This window comes from Streptomyces sp. W16 (assembly GCF_033194735.1).
Lineage (GTDB): Bacteria > Actinomycetota > Actinomycetes > Streptomycetales > Streptomycetaceae > Streptomyces.
In genome coordinates this window covers 1-17766 of sequence record NZ_JAWOAI010000176.1, presented here as the reverse complement: position 1 = coordinate 17766, position 17766 = coordinate 1, and the positions used below count along the sequence as shown (strand labels likewise).

At 70.0% G+C, this 17766-nt stretch carries 15 protein-coding genes and 2 pseudogenes; 12 read left to right on the top strand and 5 right to left on the bottom strand.

Features of this window, described 5'->3' with window-relative positions; genetic code table 11:
• The 4 genes and pseudogenes from R6V09_RS23530 to R6V09_RS23515 form a co-directional block, all read left to right on the top strand.
• Positions 1-481: pseudogene (locus tag R6V09_RS23530) on the top strand (hypothetical protein); the annotation flags it as partial.
• Positions 482-664: 183 nt separating this feature from the next.
• Positions 665-1957 carry a bifunctional 3-oxoadipate enol-lactonase/4-carboxymuconolactone decarboxylase PcaDC gene (gene pcaDC, locus R6V09_RS23525; RefSeq protein WP_317883417.1) on the top strand — a complete coding sequence of 431 codons (1293 nt, stop codon included), beginning with the start codon at positions 665-667 and terminating at the stop codon, positions 1955-1957.
• 70 nt (positions 1958-2027) lie between these two features.
• A complete protein-coding gene (locus R6V09_RS23520; RefSeq protein ID WP_317883416.1) occupies positions 2028-2672 on the top strand; it encodes an MBL fold metallo-hydrolase in 645 nt (214 codons plus the stop codon).
• A gap of 30 nt (positions 2673-2702) precedes the next feature.
• A complete protein-coding gene (locus tag R6V09_RS23515) occupies positions 2703-3482 on the top strand; it encodes an exodeoxyribonuclease III (protein ID WP_317883415.1) in 780 nt (259 codons plus the stop codon).
• An 18-nt stretch (positions 3483-3500) separates the two neighbouring features.
• On the opposite strand, the gene R6V09_RS23510 is transcribed toward R6V09_RS23515, so the two are convergent.
• Positions 3501-4769 (bottom strand): lipase, encoded by a 1269-nt coding sequence (locus R6V09_RS23510; protein WP_317883414.1) that lies wholly within the window; start codon positions 4767-4769, stop codon positions 3501-3503.
• A gap of 147 nt (positions 4770-4916) precedes the next feature.
• On the opposite strand from R6V09_RS23510, the gene R6V09_RS23505 reads away from it, so the two are divergent.
• From R6V09_RS23505 to R6V09_RS23485, 5 genes are all read left to right on the top strand, one after another.
• Positions 4917-5324 (top strand): DUF6278 family protein, encoded by a 408-nt coding sequence (locus R6V09_RS23505; RefSeq protein ID WP_317883413.1) that lies wholly within the window; start codon positions 4917-4919, stop codon positions 5322-5324.
• A 112-nt stretch (positions 5325-5436) separates the two neighbouring features.
• Complete coding sequence (locus R6V09_RS23500) at positions 5437-6180, top strand: amino acid ABC transporter ATP-binding protein (protein ID WP_317883412.1); 744 nt, start codon at positions 5437-5439, stop codon at positions 6178-6180.
• Between the two features lie 17 nt (positions 6181-6197).
• Positions 6198-7103, top strand: coding sequence for a glutamate ABC transporter substrate-binding protein (locus tag R6V09_RS23495; protein WP_317883411.1), 906 nt, complete (start codon positions 6198-6200; stop codon positions 7101-7103).
• Between the two features lie 11 nt (positions 7104-7114).
• The gene (locus R6V09_RS23490; RefSeq protein ID WP_317883410.1) at positions 7115-7759 is read left to right on the top strand and encodes an amino acid ABC transporter permease; all 645 of its coding nucleotides are present in this window, start codon (positions 7115-7117) and stop codon (positions 7757-7759) included.
• On the top strand, positions 7756-8613 hold the full coding sequence (locus tag R6V09_RS23485) for an amino acid ABC transporter permease (RefSeq protein ID WP_317883409.1): 858 nt from the start codon (positions 7756-7758) through the stop codon (positions 8611-8613). The genes R6V09_RS23490 and R6V09_RS23485 overlap by 4 nt, the downstream gene beginning before the upstream one ends.
• A gap of 37 nt (positions 8614-8650) precedes the next feature.
• Here the strand turns inward: R6V09_RS23485 and R6V09_RS23480 are convergent, their stop codons facing one another.
• Both R6V09_RS23480 and R6V09_RS23475 read right to left on the bottom strand, forming a co-directional pair.
• Positions 8651-10219 (bottom strand): CocE/NonD family hydrolase, encoded by a 1569-nt coding sequence (locus tag R6V09_RS23480; protein WP_317883408.1) that lies wholly within the window; start codon positions 10217-10219, stop codon positions 8651-8653.
• Positions 10220-10335: 116 nt separating this feature from the next.
• Positions 10336-11091, bottom strand: a complete 756-nt coding sequence (locus R6V09_RS23475; protein WP_317883407.1) for a hypothetical protein — start codon at positions 11089-11091, stop codon at positions 10336-10338.
• 143 nt (positions 11092-11234) lie between these two features.
• Between R6V09_RS23475 and ggt the strand changes: the two genes are divergently transcribed.
• On the top strand, positions 11235-13034 hold the full coding sequence (ggt, locus tag R6V09_RS23470) for a gamma-glutamyltransferase (protein ID WP_317883406.1): 1800 nt from the start codon (positions 11235-11237) through the stop codon (positions 13032-13034).
• 62 nt (positions 13035-13096) lie between these two features.
• Here the strand turns inward: ggt and R6V09_RS23465 are convergent, their stop codons facing one another.
• Both R6V09_RS23465 and map read right to left on the bottom strand, forming a co-directional pair.
• The gene (locus R6V09_RS23465) at positions 13097-15625 is read right to left on the bottom strand and encodes an ATP-dependent Clp protease ATP-binding subunit (RefSeq protein ID WP_317883405.1); all 2529 of its coding nucleotides are present in this window, start codon (positions 15623-15625) and stop codon (positions 13097-13099) included.
• Positions 15626-15735: 110 nt separating this feature from the next.
• Positions 15736-16503: a type I methionyl aminopeptidase gene (gene map / locus R6V09_RS23460; protein WP_317883404.1), complete on the bottom strand. Its 768-nt coding sequence runs from the start codon at positions 16501-16503 to the stop codon at positions 15736-15738.
• A gap of 32 nt (positions 16504-16535) precedes the next feature.
• Between map and R6V09_RS23455 the strand changes: the two genes are divergently transcribed.
• Positions 16536-16787 (top strand): helix-turn-helix domain-containing protein, encoded by a 252-nt coding sequence (locus tag R6V09_RS23455; protein ID WP_317883403.1) that lies wholly within the window; start codon positions 16536-16538, stop codon positions 16785-16787.
• 290 nt (positions 16788-17077) lie between these two features.
• Positions 17078-17766: pseudogene (locus R6V09_RS23450) on the top strand (hypothetical protein); the annotation flags it as partial.

Here is a 17766-nt window from a genome sequence, read left to right as displayed (position 1 = left end):
CCGCGCACACGCGCTGCTCAGCACCGGTCGGGATCCGGTCGGGGAGTTGACCCTGTGGCAGGACGCGGTACGGCTCGCCGCCGCCCGCCCGGGTTCGGGGCTGACCGCCACCACCCGCTCCCTCTACGCCTCCCTCGCCAGGGCCACCAAACGCAGCCCGGGTGAGCTGGCGCGTGCGGTGGCCGCCTGGCGGCAGGGCGGTATCGAGGGGCTCGCGGTCCTCGAAGAGCCATGGGATCCGCCGGCCGGCCGCTTCGACCGGGCACGCCCGCTGCTCCTCGCCGCCGACCTCCCGGCCTTCCGCCCCTGGCACAACCACCTCACCCACCCCCACGGCCATGTCCAACTCCGCCTGGGCCGCGACGGGTTGTGGTATGCCTACGAGTCGGAACCCGGCCATGACGACTGGTGGCCCCGAGGCACCCCCGACCTGGACCCGGTCGGCGCCCTCACGGGCCTGGGCGCGCCCGGCGACCTCTGACCCGCCGACGACCACCACCGAGCACCCACCGCGCCACCAGGGAGTGCCCTGCGCCACAGCCCCCCGATGCGCGGTGAAGGCGATGTGAGGGTTCCCCACCGAAGTGTGGGAGCCGGGTGGGGAGACCGGGGGCCCCACAGCCGGGCCGTAAGAAACGGCGGTTACGTTGGAGCGGTGAGCGACATGAACAACAGCCCCGCCCTCCAGTACCGCTTCGACGGCCCAGAAGACGCCCCGGTTCTCATCCTGGGGCCCTCCCTCGGGACGACGTGGCACATGTTCGACCGTCAGGTGCCCGAGCTGGCGAAGCAGTGGCGGGTCTTCCGGTTCGATCTGCCTGGCCACGGCGGTTCGCCCGCGCATCCGACCGGCTCGGTCTCCGACCTGGCCGACCGGCTGCTCGCCACCCTCGACGCGCTCGGCGTGCAGCGCTTCGGCTACGCGGGCTGCGCCCTCGGCGGCGCGGTCGGTCTCGAACTGGCACTGCGCCACCCGGAGCGCGTGGCCTCGCTGGGGCTGATCGCCGCCTCGCCCCGGTTCGGCACGGCGGACGAATTCCGGCAGCGCGGGGTGATCGTGCGCACCAACGGGCTCGACCCCATCGCCCGTATGTCGCCCGACCGCTGGTTCACCAGCGGCTTCGCCGCCGCGCAGCCCGCGATCACCGAGTGGGCCGTACAGATGGTGCGCACCACCGACCCCGGCTGCTACATCGCCGCGTGCGAGGCGCTGGCCGCGTTCGACGTACGGTCCGAACTCGCCCGCATCGGCGTGCCGACCCTCGTCCTCGTCGGCTCGGACGACCAGGTCACCGGCCCCGCCGAGGCCCGCACCCTGGTCGCAGGCATCCCGGACGCCCGCCTCGCGGTCGTACCCGGCGCCTCGCACCTGGTCCCGGTCGAGCAGCCCGCCGCCGTCACGGACCTCCTTCTCCGGCACTTCTCCACCGCCTGGCAGCCGGCCTACGACCACTCCACCGGGCAGGTCGCCATCGCGGCGGTCCCGGTCCGGCCGGTCCTCGCCGCCCCGCAACAGGTCGTGCCCATTGCCGAGATCGCGCCGCCGCCGCCCGTACCACCGCAGGTCATGGGCCGTCCGGACCCCTACGACGCCGGGATCAAGGTCCGCCGGGAGGTGCTCGGCGACGCGCATGTGGACCGGGCGCTGGCGCAGGCGGACGAGTTCTCCGGGGACTTCCAGGAGTTCATCACCCGGTACGCGTGGGGCGAGATCTGGGACCGGCCGGGCCTCGACCGGCGCTCGCGCAGCTGCGTCACCCTCACCGCGCTGGTCGCGGGCGGCCACCTGGACGAGCTGGCCTTCCACACCCGGGCGGCGCTGCGCAACGGCCTCACCCCGGTCGAGATCAAGGAGGTGCTGCTGCAGGCGGCCGTGTACTGCGGAGTGCCCGCGGCGAACAGCGCCTTCAAGGTCGCCCAGCAGGTCATCCGCGAGGAGACGACCCCCACGGAGTGATCTTCAGACCGGTACCGAAAGCACCAGCCTCGGCTGCCCGCCCGGAGCCGGGCAGCGGCAGGATGGACCCATGACGCTCACCACGCTCACCAAGAAGTCGCACGCCTGCATCCGTCTGGAGAAGGACGGCCGGACCCTCGTCATCGACCCGGGCACCTTCACCGAGGAGGACGCCGCGGTCGGCGCGGACGCGATCCTGGTCACCCACGAGCACCTCGACCACTTCAACGAGGATCGTCTGCGGGCCGGCCTGGAGGCCAACCCGGCCGCCGAGATCTGGACCCTGAAGTCGGTCGCCGACCAGCTGTCCGCCGCGTTCCCGGGCCGCGTGCACACGGTCGGCCACGGCGACACCTTCACGGCGGCGGGATTCGACGTCCAGGTCCACGGCGAACTGCACGCCCTGATCCACCCGGACATCCCGCGCATCACCAACATCGGCTTCCTCGTCGACGACGGTCGCGTCTTCCACCCGGGCGACGCCCTCACGGTCCCCGACCACACCGTCGAGACCCTGCTCCTCCCGGTCATGGCCCCCTGGAGCAAGATCTCCGAGGTCATCGACTACGTCCGCGAGGTCAAGCCGCAGCGCGCCTACGACATCCACGACGCCCTCCTCACGGACCTCGCCCGCCCGATCTACGACATGCAGATCGGCGCGCTCGGCGGCGCGGAGCACCTGCGGCTGGCGCCCGGGGACAGCGCCTCGGTCTGAGTGTCAGTGCCGCCCGGTAGGTTGTGGGACATGCGCATCGCGACCTGGAACGTGAACTCGATCACCGCCCGTCTGCCGAGGCTCCTGGCCTGGCTGGAGAGCAGCGGCACCGACGTGCTGTGCCTCCAGGAGGCCAAGCTGGCCGAGGCACAGTTCCCGTTCGACGAACTGCGCGCGGCGGGCTACGAAGCGGCGGTCAACGCGACCGGCCGGTGGAACGGCGTGGCGGTGCTCTCCCGGGTCGGGCTCGACGACGTGGTCAAGGGCCTCCCCGGGGACCCCGGTTACGACGGCGTCCAGGAGCCCCGCGCCGTCGCGGCGACCTGCGGACCGGTCCGCGTCTGGTCGGTGTACGTGCCCAACGGCCGCGAAGTGGACCACCCCCACTACGCGTACAAGCTCCAGTGGTTCGAGGCCCTCAAGGCGGCCGTCGCCGGCGACGCGCAGGGCAGCCGCCCGTTCGCGGTGCTCGGCGACTACAACGTGGCGCCGACGGACGACGACGTCTTCGACGTGGCCGCCTTCGAGGGCCTCACCCACGTCACCCCGGCCGAGCGCGCCGCCCTCACCGCCCTGCGCGATTCGGGCCTCTCGGACGTGGTCCCGCGCCCCCTCAAGTACGACCACCCGTACACGTACTGGGACTACCGCCAGCTCGCCTTCCCGAAGAACCGGGGCATGCGCATCGACCTCGTCTACGGCAACGAGCCGTTCGCGAAGGCCGTCACCGACTCCTACGTCGACCGCGAGGAGCGCAAGGGCAAGGGCGCCTCGGACCACGCGCCGGTGGTCGTCGACCTGGACGTCTGACCGGGACGCCCCGCCCGCTCAGCCCAGCGAGGCGAACCACCGGACGACGGCCCCCGTCGCCGCCTGCTGGGATCCCAGATGGCGCGAGCCGCCGTAGTCCGGAGTGCCGAGGTCGACGAGAGGCACCTCGACGCCCCGGGCCCGGAACGACGCCTGGCAGTGCTCGCTGTTCCCGTTCACGGCCTGTTCGTCGCCCTCGGCGTAGTACAGCCGCATGGGCATCCGGGGTGTCCAGCCCGTGCACACCCCGTCGGTGATCCGCAGCGCGGCGGCCAGTCCGCCCGTCGGGTGCGCGAGCAGCGCCCGCCCGTGCCGGGTGAGCAGCCCGTCGATCGTGTCCGGGGTATTGGCCACGACCTCCTGCCCGGTGTGCGTGCCGTCCAGCAGGCCCTCGATCGTGCGGGAGTACGGCGCCCGGAAGACCTCGCCGGGGCTGTCGTAGACGTGATGGAGCCGGTTGAAGGCGACCAGTGCCAGCGCGGCGTAGATCACGCCGGCCTTCGGGTCCGCCCGGCCGTCCAGCAGGGACGGGAGCGCCACGTCCCGGAAGGCGTACCCACCGCTGATCGGTGCCACCGCCTCGACCCGGAAACGGGGATCGGCCCCCTCCTGCAGGGCCCGCGCCAGCCCCAGCGCCGCCGACGCCCCCTGTGAGAAGCCGGTGACCAGCACCTCGTGCCCCAACTGCCGCCCCACCGTGGGCGCGAAGGAGTCCGCGGCCCGCAGCAGGTCCAGCGCGGCCGTCGTCTCGGAGGGCACGTCCATCCACGGGTGGGGTCCGGGGCCGAGGCCGAGACCCAGGTAGTCCGGGAGTACGACGGCGAAGCCCGCCGACGCGTAGGTCAGGGCGGGCGCCTGGCCCCACACCTCGGTCGACACCGAGGCGACATCGCCCTTGAAGAGTTCGGTGCCGTGCGTGAACGACACCGTCCGCAGCCGCCGCTCACCACCGCGCGGGAACGCCAGCAGCCCGCTCGCGGTGGTCGGCCGGCCCTTGGCGTCCACCGTGCGGTAGACCACGCGGTAGGTGTCAACGCCGTAGCGGACGGTCCCCGTGTCCCAGGCCGGGCCGTCCTCGTCGCTCTTCAGCTTGGCGGCCACCTGCCGCGCGGACAGCGTCCGCAGCTGCACCACCGACACCAACCGCCCCCGTGCCGTATCGGGCACTCCGTGCGCTGACGCGGCCGGAACGGTGCCCGCTCCTACGGCATCCGCGGACACCGAACCGCTCACCACCAGGGCTGCGGCGACCGACGACATCACGATCATCTTGCCTGTCCGATTCATACTGCGACCGTACGAACAGGACATCGTGCCCACCATCCGGCCAACCCGCGCTCGGGAGAGGGGCTTTCCCCCTTCCGGCCGGGGTGCTGACACGCCACCGGCGACGCCCTGTGGTGCGTACGGCGGTACGAATGACACGCTGTATGTATGAACATCCCTTTCCTGGGCGACCGGGCCGAGAAGCACCGTATCCACGACGCCGAGGGCATCGCCGAGTTGCTGGCCGAGTGCGAGCTGCTCCGCTCGCTCGCGGCCCGGGAGGGTATCCAACTCGACGACTCCGCAAGCTCGTTGGAGGCACTCGACCAGCTGGTGCCGCGCTGGCGGGACGACGAGGAGACCGTGTCCTGGCTCGGCAACGACGCCGGTCTGTATCTGGGGACCGTGATCGTGCGCACGGTGCCGGGTGCCGTCTGGGAGATCCGGCCGGACGGCCAGCCCGTCGTACGGCTGGTCTCCGGGCGCGAGTTCGACGTCGTGGCCTCCGGTCATGAGTGGGCCGCGAGCGGTGTGCCCGAGCTCTCGCAGCTGTACGCGGAGGTCGCCGAAGAGTAAGAGGGGCGTAAATACGGCTAATGCCCGAAAAGTGCGTGTCGTGCGTTAACTCCGGTCTTGTGTGGATAGTTTGCGGCAACCACGACACAGCTGAGAGTGAGTAGGGCTGGGCATGGCCGTCGATCCGTTGATCGAACTGCGTGACGTCAACAAGTACTACGGGGAGCTGCATGTCCTTCAGGACATCAACCTCACCGTCGGCAAGGGGGAGGTGGTCGTGGTCATCGGCCCTTCGGGGTCGGGAAAGTCGACGCTGTGCCGGGCGATCAACCGGCTGGAGACCATCGAGTCCGGGACGATCGAGCTCGATGGGCAGCCGCTGCCCGAGGAGGGCAAGGCCCTCGCGAGGCTCCGCGCCGAAGTCGGCATGGTCTTCCAGTCCTTCAACCTGTTCGCCCACAAGACGGTGCTGCAGAACGTCTCGTTGGCCCAGATCAAGGTCCGCAAGCGCAAGCGGGACGACGCCGACCGGCGCTCCCTCGAACTCCTCGACCGCGTGGGCCTCGCCTCGCAGGCACCCAAGTTCCCCGCGCAGCTCTCCGGCGGCCAGCAGCAGCGCGTGGCCATCGCCCGCGCCCTCGCCATGGAACCCAAGGCACTGCTCTTCGACGAGCCGACCTCGGCCCTCGACCCGGAGATGATCAACGAAGTCCTCGAAGTCATGCGGCAGTTGGCCCACGACGGCATGACCATGGTCGTCGTCACCCACGAGATGGGCTTCGCCCGCTCCGCCGCCAACCGAGTCGTGTTCATGGCCGACGGCCGCGTCATCGAGGACCGCACCCCCGAGGAGTTCTTCACCAACCCGCGCAGCGACCGGGCCAAGGACTTCCTGTCCAAGATCCTCAAGCACTGAGCGGGGGAGTGCGATCCATGTTCCGTACGACCCGTGTGCTCCTGGTGCTGATCCTCGCGCTGCTCGCGACCGCCTGCGGCAAGGCGGGCAGCCCGCCCGTCAAGGGCCCGGCCGCCGAGAAACTCCCCAACTACCAAGTGGCACAGGGCTTTCAGCTCCCCGACTCCAAGACCTGGAAGCGGGCGAAGAAGCGCGGCTACTTCAATGTGGGCGCCAAGGAGGACCAGCCCTACCTCGGCGAGAAGGACCCCGCGACGGGCACCTACTCCGGCTTCGACATCGAGATCGCCAAGATGATGTCGGCCTCCCTCGGCTTCGCCCCGAAGACCATCCACTTCAGGACGATCGCCTCCGCCAACCGCGAAACCGCCCTGCAGAACGGCCAGATCGACTACTACGTCGGCACCTACACCATCAACGACATGCGCAAGAAACTCGTCGGCTTCGCCGGCCCCTACTACATGGCCGGCCAGTCACTGCTTGTCCGCACCGACGAGCACGACATCCACGGCCCGCAGGACCTCGCCGGCAAACGCGTCTGCTCGGCGGCCGGCTCCACGCCGTACCAGCGCATCAAGGACGACTATCCGAAGGCCCAACTCGTCGCCTACGACACGTACTCGGTCTGCGTCGACAACCTGCTCACCTATCAGGTCGACGCCGTCACCACCGACGACGCGATCCTCATCGGCTACGCGGCGAAGGTCCCCGACCAGCTCAAGGTCGTCGGCAAGCCCTTCTCGAAGGAGCCGTACGGCATCGGTGTCCCGCACGGCGACAACGCCCTGCGCTTCGCCCTCGACGACGCCTTGGAGGCCCGTGAGAAGAACGGCGACTGGAAGAAGGCGTACGAGGCGACGCTCGGCCTGTCCGGAGTGCCCGCGCCCACCCCGCCCGCGATCGACCGCTACCCGGCGAGCTGAGGGAGGCAGACGTGAACGTACTGACAGACAACTTCTCGACCTTCGGCGACGGCTTCCTCGGCACCGTCGAACTCACCGTCTACGCCTCGGTGTTGGCGCTCGTCCTCGGCTTCCTGATGGCCTCCTTCCGGGTCGCCCCCGTCGGTTCGCTACGGGTGTTCGGCACGGTGTGGGTCACCGTGCTGCGCAACACCCCGCTCACCCTGCTGTTCTTCGCGGTGCTGCTCGGCCTGCCGCGCTTCGGACTCGTGCTGCCCTTCAAGGTGTTCGCGGTTCTCGCGCTCGGCTGCTACACCTCGGCGTTCATCTGCGAGGCGCTGCGCTCCGGCATCAACACCGTGCCCAGGGGGCAGGGGGAGGCGGCCCGCAGCCTCGGGATGTCCTTCGGGCAGAGCCTCGGCCTGGTCGTGCTGCCGCAGGCGTTCCGGTCGGTGATCCCGCCGGTCGGCTCCACACTCATCGCGCTCGCCAAGAACTCGGCGATCGCGGGCGCGTTCAGCGTCACCGAACTCCTCGGCACCTACCGGACGTTGAGCGAACTCGGCTACAACATCGTCTGGACCTTCGTCTGGATCGCCCTCGGCTACCTGATCATCACCCTCGCCATCAGCGCGCTGTTCAACGTGCTGGAGAGGAAGTGGGGAGTCGCCCGATGACCACCGCCAACGCCCTCTACGACGTCCCGGGCCCCAAGACCCGCAAACGGCACCGCCTTTACGGCATCGCTTCGACGGTCGTCATCCTCGCGCTGATCGGCTGGATCCTCTATCTCCTGTTCGACACCGACCAGTTCACGTACACGAAGTGGATGCCCTTCGAGTACAAGGGAATTCAGGAACTGCTGCTGCGCGGCCTCGGCAACACGCTGAAGGCCTTCGGGTTCGCGGCCGTACTGTCGCTGGCACTTGGCACCCTGCTGGCGGTGGGACGCCTCTCGGACCACCGGCCCGTGCGCTGGCTGTCCACGCTCGTCGTGGAGTTCTTCCGCGCCATGCCCGTCCTGGTGATGATCTTCTTCATCTTCGTGGCGCTAAAGGTGCAGCCGCTGCCCGCGCTGGTCGCGGGCCTCACCCTCTACAACGGCTCGGTGCTCGCCGAGGTCTTCCGCTCCGGCGTCAACAGCGTCGAACGCGGCCAGCGGGAGGCCGCGTTCGCGCTCGGCCTGCGCAAGACCCAGGTGATGTCGTACGTCCTCGTACCGCAGGCCGTACGGGCCATGCTGCCCGCCATCATCAGCCAGCTGGTGGTCGCCCTGAAGGACACCTCGCTGGGCTATCTGATCACCTATGAGGAGTTTCTCCACGCCGGGAAGCTGATCGCGTCGAACCTCGACTACGATTTGCCGTTCATCCCCGTGGTGATGGTGATCTCGCCGATCTACATCGGGATGTGCATGCTGCTCTCGTGGTTCGCCGGATGGGTGTCCCGTCGGGAGCAGCGCAGTCCCAAGACCGGGGCCGTGGACGTGGCCCCGGCGGAACCAGGGACGCTGCTGCCGCGGGTGCAGTAGTCGAGAGGGCACTTGCCCGGCCGGCAGCAGCCGGAGATCACTGCTCGCGCAGCGGGATCGACACGTACGACGGGTCGTTCGCAGGCGAGGAGAAGGTCAGCTGCGCGCCGGACGGGTTGTGCTCGATGTAGAGCGGGTCGACCGTGTCGACGACCAGGGCGAGACGATGCCCTGCCGGGACGTCGTAGGCCGTGGAGAACAACTCCAGGTCCACACCGAACGGCTGGCCGGGCGTCTGCCCGTGCCAGGTGTACGGCGCGTTGCTGACCAGCTTGCCGAGGCCGAGCGGGCCCACGTCGTAGAGGTACGCGACGAGGGTGCCGCTCTCCTTGGTGTCCATGACCGTTGTATGCAACTTCACGGTGCCGCGCACCTGTTGGGCGCTCGCGTACTTCCCCGACTGCCATACGGCAGCCCAGTGGCGCGGCAGCAGCGGGACCCACGCGACCGGGGGCACCTGCGCCACCTGGTCGAGGATGCTGGACAGGAAGACGATCCCGCCGTCGGCGCCCGAGTCCACGTTGGTGTGGATGGTGGTCGTGCCCGCGAGGTCGATCTTCTTGCGCGTCGTGCCGACCGACTTCCAGTCCGGATAGCCCTCGTAGCCGCCCGTGGAACGGGACTTGAGCTCCACGGGGTCTTCGCGGTTGATCCCGTTGTCCTCGCCCTTGAGGTAGTGGTCGAACCAGCGCTCGGTGTCCGTCCACACGTCGTTGGGCAGCCCGAACAGGCCGGTCAGCTCGGCGGTGGCGTGGTCGCCGGGACGGAGTTCCAGCCGCTTGGGACCGCTCAACTTCCCATAGAAATCGGCGATTTGGTTGGGCGGGAAGATCGTGTCGCCCCAGGCGTTGGCGAGCATGATCGCCGCGCCGTTCTTGTTGATCTGGTCCACATAGGTCGCGGGAGAGCGCACCTTCCCCCAGTCGATCATTTCCTGTTCCTTGGACAGATCGGAGGCGAGGAAGTCCTTGAAGACCTGGCTCGTCTCCGCGCTCGGGCGCCCGGTGACGAGGCCGACGCCGTCCAGCAGGGCGGTCGCCTGGGAGTGTTCGGTGCGGCCCGAGTAGATCGAGTCGATCAGGTCGGCCCAGCCGCTCAGCGAGGCAACTGCCTTGATCCGCTTGTCGTGTGCGGCGGCGAGGAGGCTGATGCCGGCGCCGTACGACACGCCCGTCATGCCGATGTGCCCCGCGTCGGACGGGGTGTTGGCGAGCGCCCAGTCGATCACCTTGGACGCGTCGGCCACGTCGGCCGGGCCGCCGACCTCGATGCCGCCGCCGGACTGCCAGAAGCCGCGGACGTTGTAAGCCACCACGACATAGCCGGAGTCGGCGAGTTTCTGGGCCTGCGCGAGGTACTGGACCTGGGGGAATCCCCAGCTCGTGGGCATGACGAGCAGGGGGTATCGGTGCGAGCCGTCGGCGCCCGCGGGCGTGACGACGTTCGCCGCGAGCGTCGTACCGCCGTCGCCGGTGATGTCGACGAAGCGGACGCCGTTCGTGGCGGCCTGGGCGGCGGGGGCGAGCCCGAGGACGCCTCCGGCGACGAGAGTCGCGGAGACGGCGACCGCGGCGGTCGTACGCAGGGCCTGGCGATGGGTTCGCACGGGTCACTCCTCACACGTGTCAATGCAAAGTGACCCGACGGTAACCGCAGCCCTTTACCTGAGGTAACCCGTGGGTAAGTTACGTGCCAGTAACGATTGTTGACGTGTGTGCGAACTCAGGAGGCGCGGTGCGAACTTCGTGGTGCCGGTGCAGGCAGCGGCGTTTCCGCCGCCCGTGTCACGTCCGCCACCAGCTCCACCACATCGGGGCCGTACGCCTGCGAGTTGACCACCTTCAGCAGCAGCACGAAGGTGTTGCCGCCGTGTTTGCGGGCCAACTTCTCATGGTTGCGGGCGAGATAGCGGGTCGCCGCCTGGTTGGTGATCGCGCGCTGGCCGCAGAAGAGGAACACCGGTCGCGCACCGCCGAGTTGACCGGCGGTGAGGCGGGCCAGGAGCACGTACTCGCCCTTGCCGGGCTCAAGTCGGTAGCGCTCGCTGCCTATTTGGAACGCGCCCCGGTCCGGTCCCGGCTCGGCGTCGACGTTGACGCGGATGCCGGGCAGCAGGGACGCCAGATGCGCGGCCATCCGGCGGTTGGAGGCCGGGCCGCCCACGCAGAACTCGGTGCGCTCGCCGAACCCCTGCTGGGCCGCGTCGTGCGCGACGACCTGGGCGTGCGCGTTGCAGTCCTTGATCAGGGCGGCGAGTTCGAGGAGCGCGAACACGTCGTGCCGCATCACGGAGAGTTCGGCGCCGCCTGCCTCGCGGTTGACCACGAGCAGCGACTCGGAGTTGTCGGGCAGCCCGAAGAACGCCTGCTTGCGCCGGAGTTTGCGCTTCCACAGATAGGTGCGGGCCAGCCAGCCGAGCGCGGCGCTGATGCCGGCGGCGGCCACGCCCAGAACGATGTTGCGCACGTCGTCATTCATGGGCGCGCATGTTAGCGGCCCGACGTGACTGGTACGTACCGGTGTTCGACGTGTGACGTTCGTGTGGCGGCGGCCGGAAGCGGTCTGTCGGGGCACGTGCCAGGTGGATACGCTGCGCGGACGGTTCTGGACTGGAGGTACGGATGCGTCGCCCTGTGGCACGGAAACTGTCGGTCCTGGCGGTCTCGGCCGCCGTCGTGTCGGTCGGGGCCGCGGCCCCACCGGCAGCAACGACCAGCACACCGACGAAGGTTCCGGTCGCCGTCGGCTACGGCGGCGCGGTCGCGAGCGTCGACGCGGACGCCACCGCCGCCGGTATCGAGGTCCTGAAGAAGGGCGGCAACGCGGTCGACGCGGCAGTCGCCACCGCCGCCGCGCTCGGCGTCACCGAGCCCTACTCCTCCGGTGTCGGCGGAGGCGGCTACTTCGTCTACTACGACGCCAAGTCCCGTACGGTGCACACCATCGACGGCCGCGAGACCGCGCCGCTGACCGCCGACTCCAACCTCTTCGTGGAGAACGGCAAGGCCCTCGCCTTCGCCGACGCCGTCAGCAGCGGCCTCAGCGTCGGCACCCCGGGCACACCCGCCACCTGGCAGACGGCCCTCGACCAGTGGGGCAGCAAGAAGCTCGGCACGGTGCTGAAGCCCGCCGAGCGGATCGCGAGCGACGGCTTCACGGTCGACGACACCTTCCGCACCCAGACGGCGGCGAACGAGACCCGCTTCCGCTACTTCCCCGACACCGCCAAGCTGTTCCTGCCGGGCGGCGCGCTCCCGGTCGTCGGCTCGACCTTCAAGAACCCCGAACTCGCCGCGACCTACAAGGAGTTGGGCAAGAAGGGGATCGGCGCGATCTACCACGGCGACCTCGGCAAGGACATCCTCGCCACGGTGAACAGCCCGAAGGTGGACGCGAGTTCCAGCTGGAACGCCCGCCCCGGCAAGCTGTCCACCGAGGACCTCGCGGCCTACCGCGCCAAGCTCCAGGCGCCCACGAAGACGTCGTACCGCGGACTCGGCGTCTACTCCATCGCGCCCTCGTCCTCCGGCGGCACGACCGTCGGCGAGGCGCTCAACATCCTTGAGAAGACGGACCTTTCGAAGGCCAGCGAGGTCCAGTACCTGCACCACTACATCGAGGCCAGCCGGATCGCGTTCGCGGACCGGGGGCGCTGGGTCGGCGACCCCGCCGTCGAGGACGTACCGACGAAGGAACTCCTGTCGCAGAAGTTCGCCGACTCGCGCGCCTGCCTCATCAAGGACGACGCGGTGCTCACCAGCCCGCTGGCGCCCGCCGACCCGCGCAACCCGACGGCCTGCACCGCCGCCGGGACGGCCGCCCCGACGACCTACGAGGGCGAGAACACCACCCACCTCACGGTCGCCGACAAGTGGGGCAACGTCGTCTCCTACACGCTCACCATCGAGCAGACCGGTGGCAGCGCGATGACCGTGCCCGGCCGCGGTTTCCTGCTCAACAACGAGCTGACCGACTTCTCCTTCACCCCGGCCAACCCGGCCGTCCACGACCCGAACCTGCCAGGGCCGGGCAAGCGCCCGCGCTCGTCGATCTCGCCGACGATCGTCCTCGACAAGCACAACAAGCCTGTCGTGGCGCTCGGTTCACCCGGTGGCGCGACCATCATCACGACCGTGCTGCAGACCCTCACCGAGTTCCTCGACCGGGGGCTGCCCCTCGTCGACGCGATCGCCGCACCACGCGCCAGCCAGCGCAACGCGGCCAACACGGAACTCGAACCCGCGCTCTACAACAGCGACTTGAAGACCCAGCTTCAAGCCATCGGGCACTCGTTCACTCTCAACCCGGAGATCGGCGCGGCGACGGGTGTGCAACGGCTGCCGGGTGGGAAGTGGCTGGCGGCGGCGGAGACGGTGCGGCGGGGTGGCGGGTCCGCGCAGGTGGTGGATCCAGCTCCGTAGTTCGCAGTCTGCGGGGGTGTGGGGGCTGGTCGCGCAGTTCCCCGCGCCCCTGAAGGGGCGCCTCAGGCAGGGGCGCTTGACCGGTTCTGCCTGTTGAACACCAGGCGATCGCCCTCTACATCCACCGTCACCTGACCTCCCTCCGCGACCGTGCCGTCCAGAAGCAGTCGCGACAGCTGGTTGTCGACCTCGCGCTGGATCGTGCGGCGCAGCGGGCGGGCGCCGTACTCGGGCTGGAAGCCCTGCCGGGACAGCCAGTCGACGGCCGGGTCCGTGAACTCGACCGTGATGCCCTGCGCGTGCAGGAGACGGCGGGTGTGTTCCAGCAACAGCTCGGTGATCAGCCGGAGTTGCTCGGCGGTGAGCCGGCGGAAGACGACGATCTCGTCGATGCGGTTGAGGAACTCTGGGCGGAAGTGCTCGCGCAGCGGGCGCAGGATCTGTTCCCGCCGGGCCTCCTCGTCCGCGTCGGCGCCGCCCGGGCCGAAGCCGATACCGGCGCCGCGCCGGGTGATCGCTTCGGAGCCGAGGTTGCTGGTCATCACGATCACCGTGTTGGTGAAGTCGACCGTGCGGCCCTGGGAGTCGGTCAACCGGCCGTCGTCCAGGACCTGGAGCAGGATGTTGAACACGTCCGGGTGCGCCTTCTCGACCTCGTCGAGCAGCAGCAGCGAGTACGGGTGGCGGCGTACGGCCTCGGTCAGCTGACCGGCCTCCTCGTGGCCGACGTAGCCGGGCGGGGCGCCGACGAGGCGGCTGACCGTGTGGCGTTCCTGGTACTCGCTCATGTCGAGCCGGACCATGCGGTCCTCGCTGCCGAACAGGGCCTCGGCGAGCGCGCGGGCAAGTTCCGTCTTGCCGACGCCGGTTGGGCCCAGGAACAGGAAGCTGCCGATCGGCCGGTCCGGGCTCGCCAGTCCGGCGCGGGAGCGCAGCACCGCGTCCGACACGACCCGGACCGCCTGCTCCTGGCCCACGACCCGCTGGTGCAGATGCTCCTCCAGGCCGAGCAGCCGGTCCTTCTCCTCCGCGGTGAGGCTGCTCACCGGGATACCGGTCTGCCGTGACACGACCTCGGCGATCGCCTCGCCGGTGACCTCCAGGTGCAGGCCCTCGTCGCCCGTGTCCTCACCGGCGGCCTCCGTCAGCTGCACCTTCAACTCGGCGATACGGTCCCGGAGTCGGGTGGCCTTCTCATAGTCCTCGTCGGCCGCCGCCTGGTCCTTGTCGCGGGAGAGCTGCTCCATCTCGCGCTCCAGGGCCCGTACGTCCGTGCCCTTCGTGCGGGCCCGCAGCCGTACCCGTGCGCCCGCCTGGTCGATCAGGTCGATCGCCTTGTCCGGCAGGCGACGGTCGGTGAGATAGCGGTCCGACAGCTCCACCGCCGCCACCAACGCCTCGTCGGTGTACCGGACTTGGTGGTGGGCCTCATAGCGGTCGCGCAGTCCGCGCAGGATCTCGATCGCGTCCGCGACGGTCGGCTCGGGCACCAGGATCGGCTGGAAGCGGCGGGCCAGCGCCGCGTCCTTCTCGATCCGGCGGTACTCCTCCAGCGTCGTAGCGCCCACGATGTGCAACTCGCCACGGGCGAGGGCCGGTTTGAGGATGTTGCCGGCGTCCATGGAGCCGCCCTCGCCGCCTCCGCCCGCGCCGACGACGGTGTGCAACTCGTCGATGAACACGATCAGTTCGTCCGAGTGCGCGCGGATCTCGCCGACGATGTTCGTCAGCCGTTCCTCGAAGTCGCCCCGGAAACGGGTGCCCGCGACGACGCCTGTCAGGTCGAGGGCGACCACCCGCCGCCCGACCAGCACGTCCGGCACGTCGCCGTCCGTGATGCGCTGCGCCAGCCCCTCCACGATCGCGGTCTTGCCCACCCCCGCGTCACCGATCAGCACCGGGTTGTTCTTGCCGCGCCGGGACAGCACCTCGATGGTCTGCTCGATCTCCTCGTCGCGGCCGATCACCGGGTCGATACGGCCGTGCCGGGCCAGGTCGGTGAGATCGCGGCCGTACTTGTCGAGGGTGGGGGTGCCGGTGGGGCGGGGCTGGTCGGTGCGGGGCTGCGTGCCGTCCATGGCTTCGGGCGGCGGGCCCGTGGGGGCGTAGCGGGCCGCGTTCAGGATGTGCCCCGCGGCGGAGTCCGGGTTCGCGGCGAGCGCGCCGAGGACGTGCTCGGGGCCGATGTAACCGGCGCCGCCCGCCCGGGCCAGGTCGTGCGCGTCCAGAAGGGCGCGTTTGACGGCCGGGGTGAGGCTGAGGGACGTGCCCTCCGGGGGTTGGACCGGGCCCGAGTGCTCGTCGATCTCCGCGGCGAGGGAGTCGGGGTCCGCGCCGGCGCGGGTGAGGAGGCCGCGGGTCGGCTCCGCGGACAGGGCGGCGCGGAGGAGGTGCTGGGTGTCGAGGTCGTGGCTGCCGTGCTCCGCGGCGTACTGGGCGGCGCCGCGGACGAGGTCTCTGGCCGGTTGGCTGAGCAGACGGCCGATGTCCACCTGGCGTGGGCGGGCGGCTCCGCCCGCGGCTCCGCCGAAGAACCGGGCCAGGAAGTCTTCGAAGGGGTCGTTTTCGGGGGGTATGTAGCCGCTGGTCATCAATCCACCATGGCACGGGTCACTGCGTGTGGCATGTGCGGGTATGGGGCGTTTTGCGGGTGCGGGTTCGTTGTGGCTGGTCGCGCAGTTCCCCGCGCCCCTAAATGCGCTCAGCGTGCCGTGAGAATCCTGGGACCGTCCTCCGTGATCGCCACCGTGTGTTCCACGTGGGCTGCCCTGGAGCCGTCGTTCGTGCGGAGGGTCCAGCCGTCCGGGGCCTCGTGGTAGCCGTCTTTTCCGCTGGCGATCAGCATCGGCTCGATCGCGAGGGCCATGCCGTGGCGGAGGGCGAGGCCGCGGGCGGGGCGGCCCTCGTTCGGGACGCCCGGGTCCTCGTGCATCTGGCGGCCGATGCCGTGGCCGCCGAAGCCCTGGGGGATGCCGTAGCCGGCCGTGCGGCACACCGTGCCGATCGCGTGGGCGATGTCGCCGATGCGGTTGCCCACGACGGCTGCCGCGATGCCCGCCGCGAGGGCGCGCTCGGCGGTGTCGATCAGGCGCACGTCGGCGGGGCGCGGTGTGCCGACGGTGAAGCTGATGGCCGAGTCGCCGGCCCAGCCGCCCAGCTCGGCGCCGAAGTCGATCGAGACCAGGTCGCCGTCGCGCAGGCGGTAGCCGTCCGGGATGCCGTGCACGATCGCGTCGTTCACCGAGGCGCAGACGACCGCCGGGAACGGAGTGGGCGCGAAGGAGGGACGGTAGCCGAGGAAGGGCGAGGTCGCGCCCGCCGCGCGCAGCACGTCGTGCGCCAACTCGTCCAGTTCCAGCAGGGATACGCCCACGTCGGCGGCGTCCCGCACGGCCGTGAGGGCACGGGCCACGACCTGGCCCGCCTCGTACATCGCATCGATAGACGTGTCCGTCTTGAGTTCCACCATGCCAATTACTATACCGGTATTAGAATGACGGCATGGTACGCACCCCTCTCACCCCCGAAGAGCGTGAACGCGGCGAACGGCTCGGCCGGTTGCTCCGTGAGGCCCGCGGTGGCCGCAGCATGACGGACGTGGCAGCGAACGCAGGCATCTCGGCGGAAACTCTCCGCAAAATCGAAACGGGCCGGGCTCCCACGCCCGCCTTCTTCACCGTCGCCGCTCTTGCCGACGCGCTCGGGCTGTCCATGGACGAACTCGTGGTCAGGTGTGCGCCGTTGGCAGCCTGAAACGGTCGGTGGATACGGCGGATACGGAGTGATCCCGGCGGACGCACAGCGGGGAGGCGTAGGCTCCGAGCTCTCTGCGCCCGGCTCGAAAAGCTTCCGTAGCCGCGTCGTAACACAAATGGTGTTTTCTACGGACTGGAGCATTCCGGTCTGGCGGGAGTTGGAGCATGGCTGTGGATCAACTCCCCGGACAGGTGCGGGAGTTCGCTAACTATCTCGACCGGCTCCTGGCGCGCCTCGACCAGGGCGGTGGCTGGTGCGGGGTGTTCTGGCAGCGCGATCCCGATGGTATGCAGGCCTGCCTGGGCGGGCGTGAGATACCGCCCTGGGACGTGGTGGAGGCGCTGCTCCAGGACCTCGCGGCGGAGTACGGCCCCGGTGTCGCCGCCCAGGAGAACGAACGGGCCCGCGCCCTGCACGCGGCGGCGCTCGCCGCGTTCGACGCCCGGCCAGGCAGCCGGGACGCCCTCAGTGACCGGCTCGACGTGATGCTCCGCGAGCAGAAGTACGCCGCCGAACGGCAGGCGGAACTGGGACGGTCGCTCACCTCCGCCACCACGCAGGAGGAGGCCGACGCCCTCCGCCTCGACCTCGCCTGGGCCCACGACGACCACGAACGCGCCACCGCCCGCTGCACCGAACTCCGCGCCCGCATCGAGGAGTTGGACAACCTCGTGCACCTCCGGGGCGCCCAGGTCATCCACCGCGACCGGCACGGCAACGTGTTCCGGGTCGACGACACCTCCCAGGACCAGGACGGCCGGTCCGGCGCGGAGGACGCGTACGGTTCGTACGGCAACGGCCCGGCCTCCCATCGCCTGCCCCGCCAGCGCGACACCGAACAGACACCCGGCACCGGACCGCAGGGCGGCTACGATCCCCTGCGCCACGACGAGGGGGTCCGTGAAGCGCGCCGCGGCTACGACCCGACGGGCATGGACCGCACCGGAGCCCAGCCCGCGCGCCGCGACGACAGGGC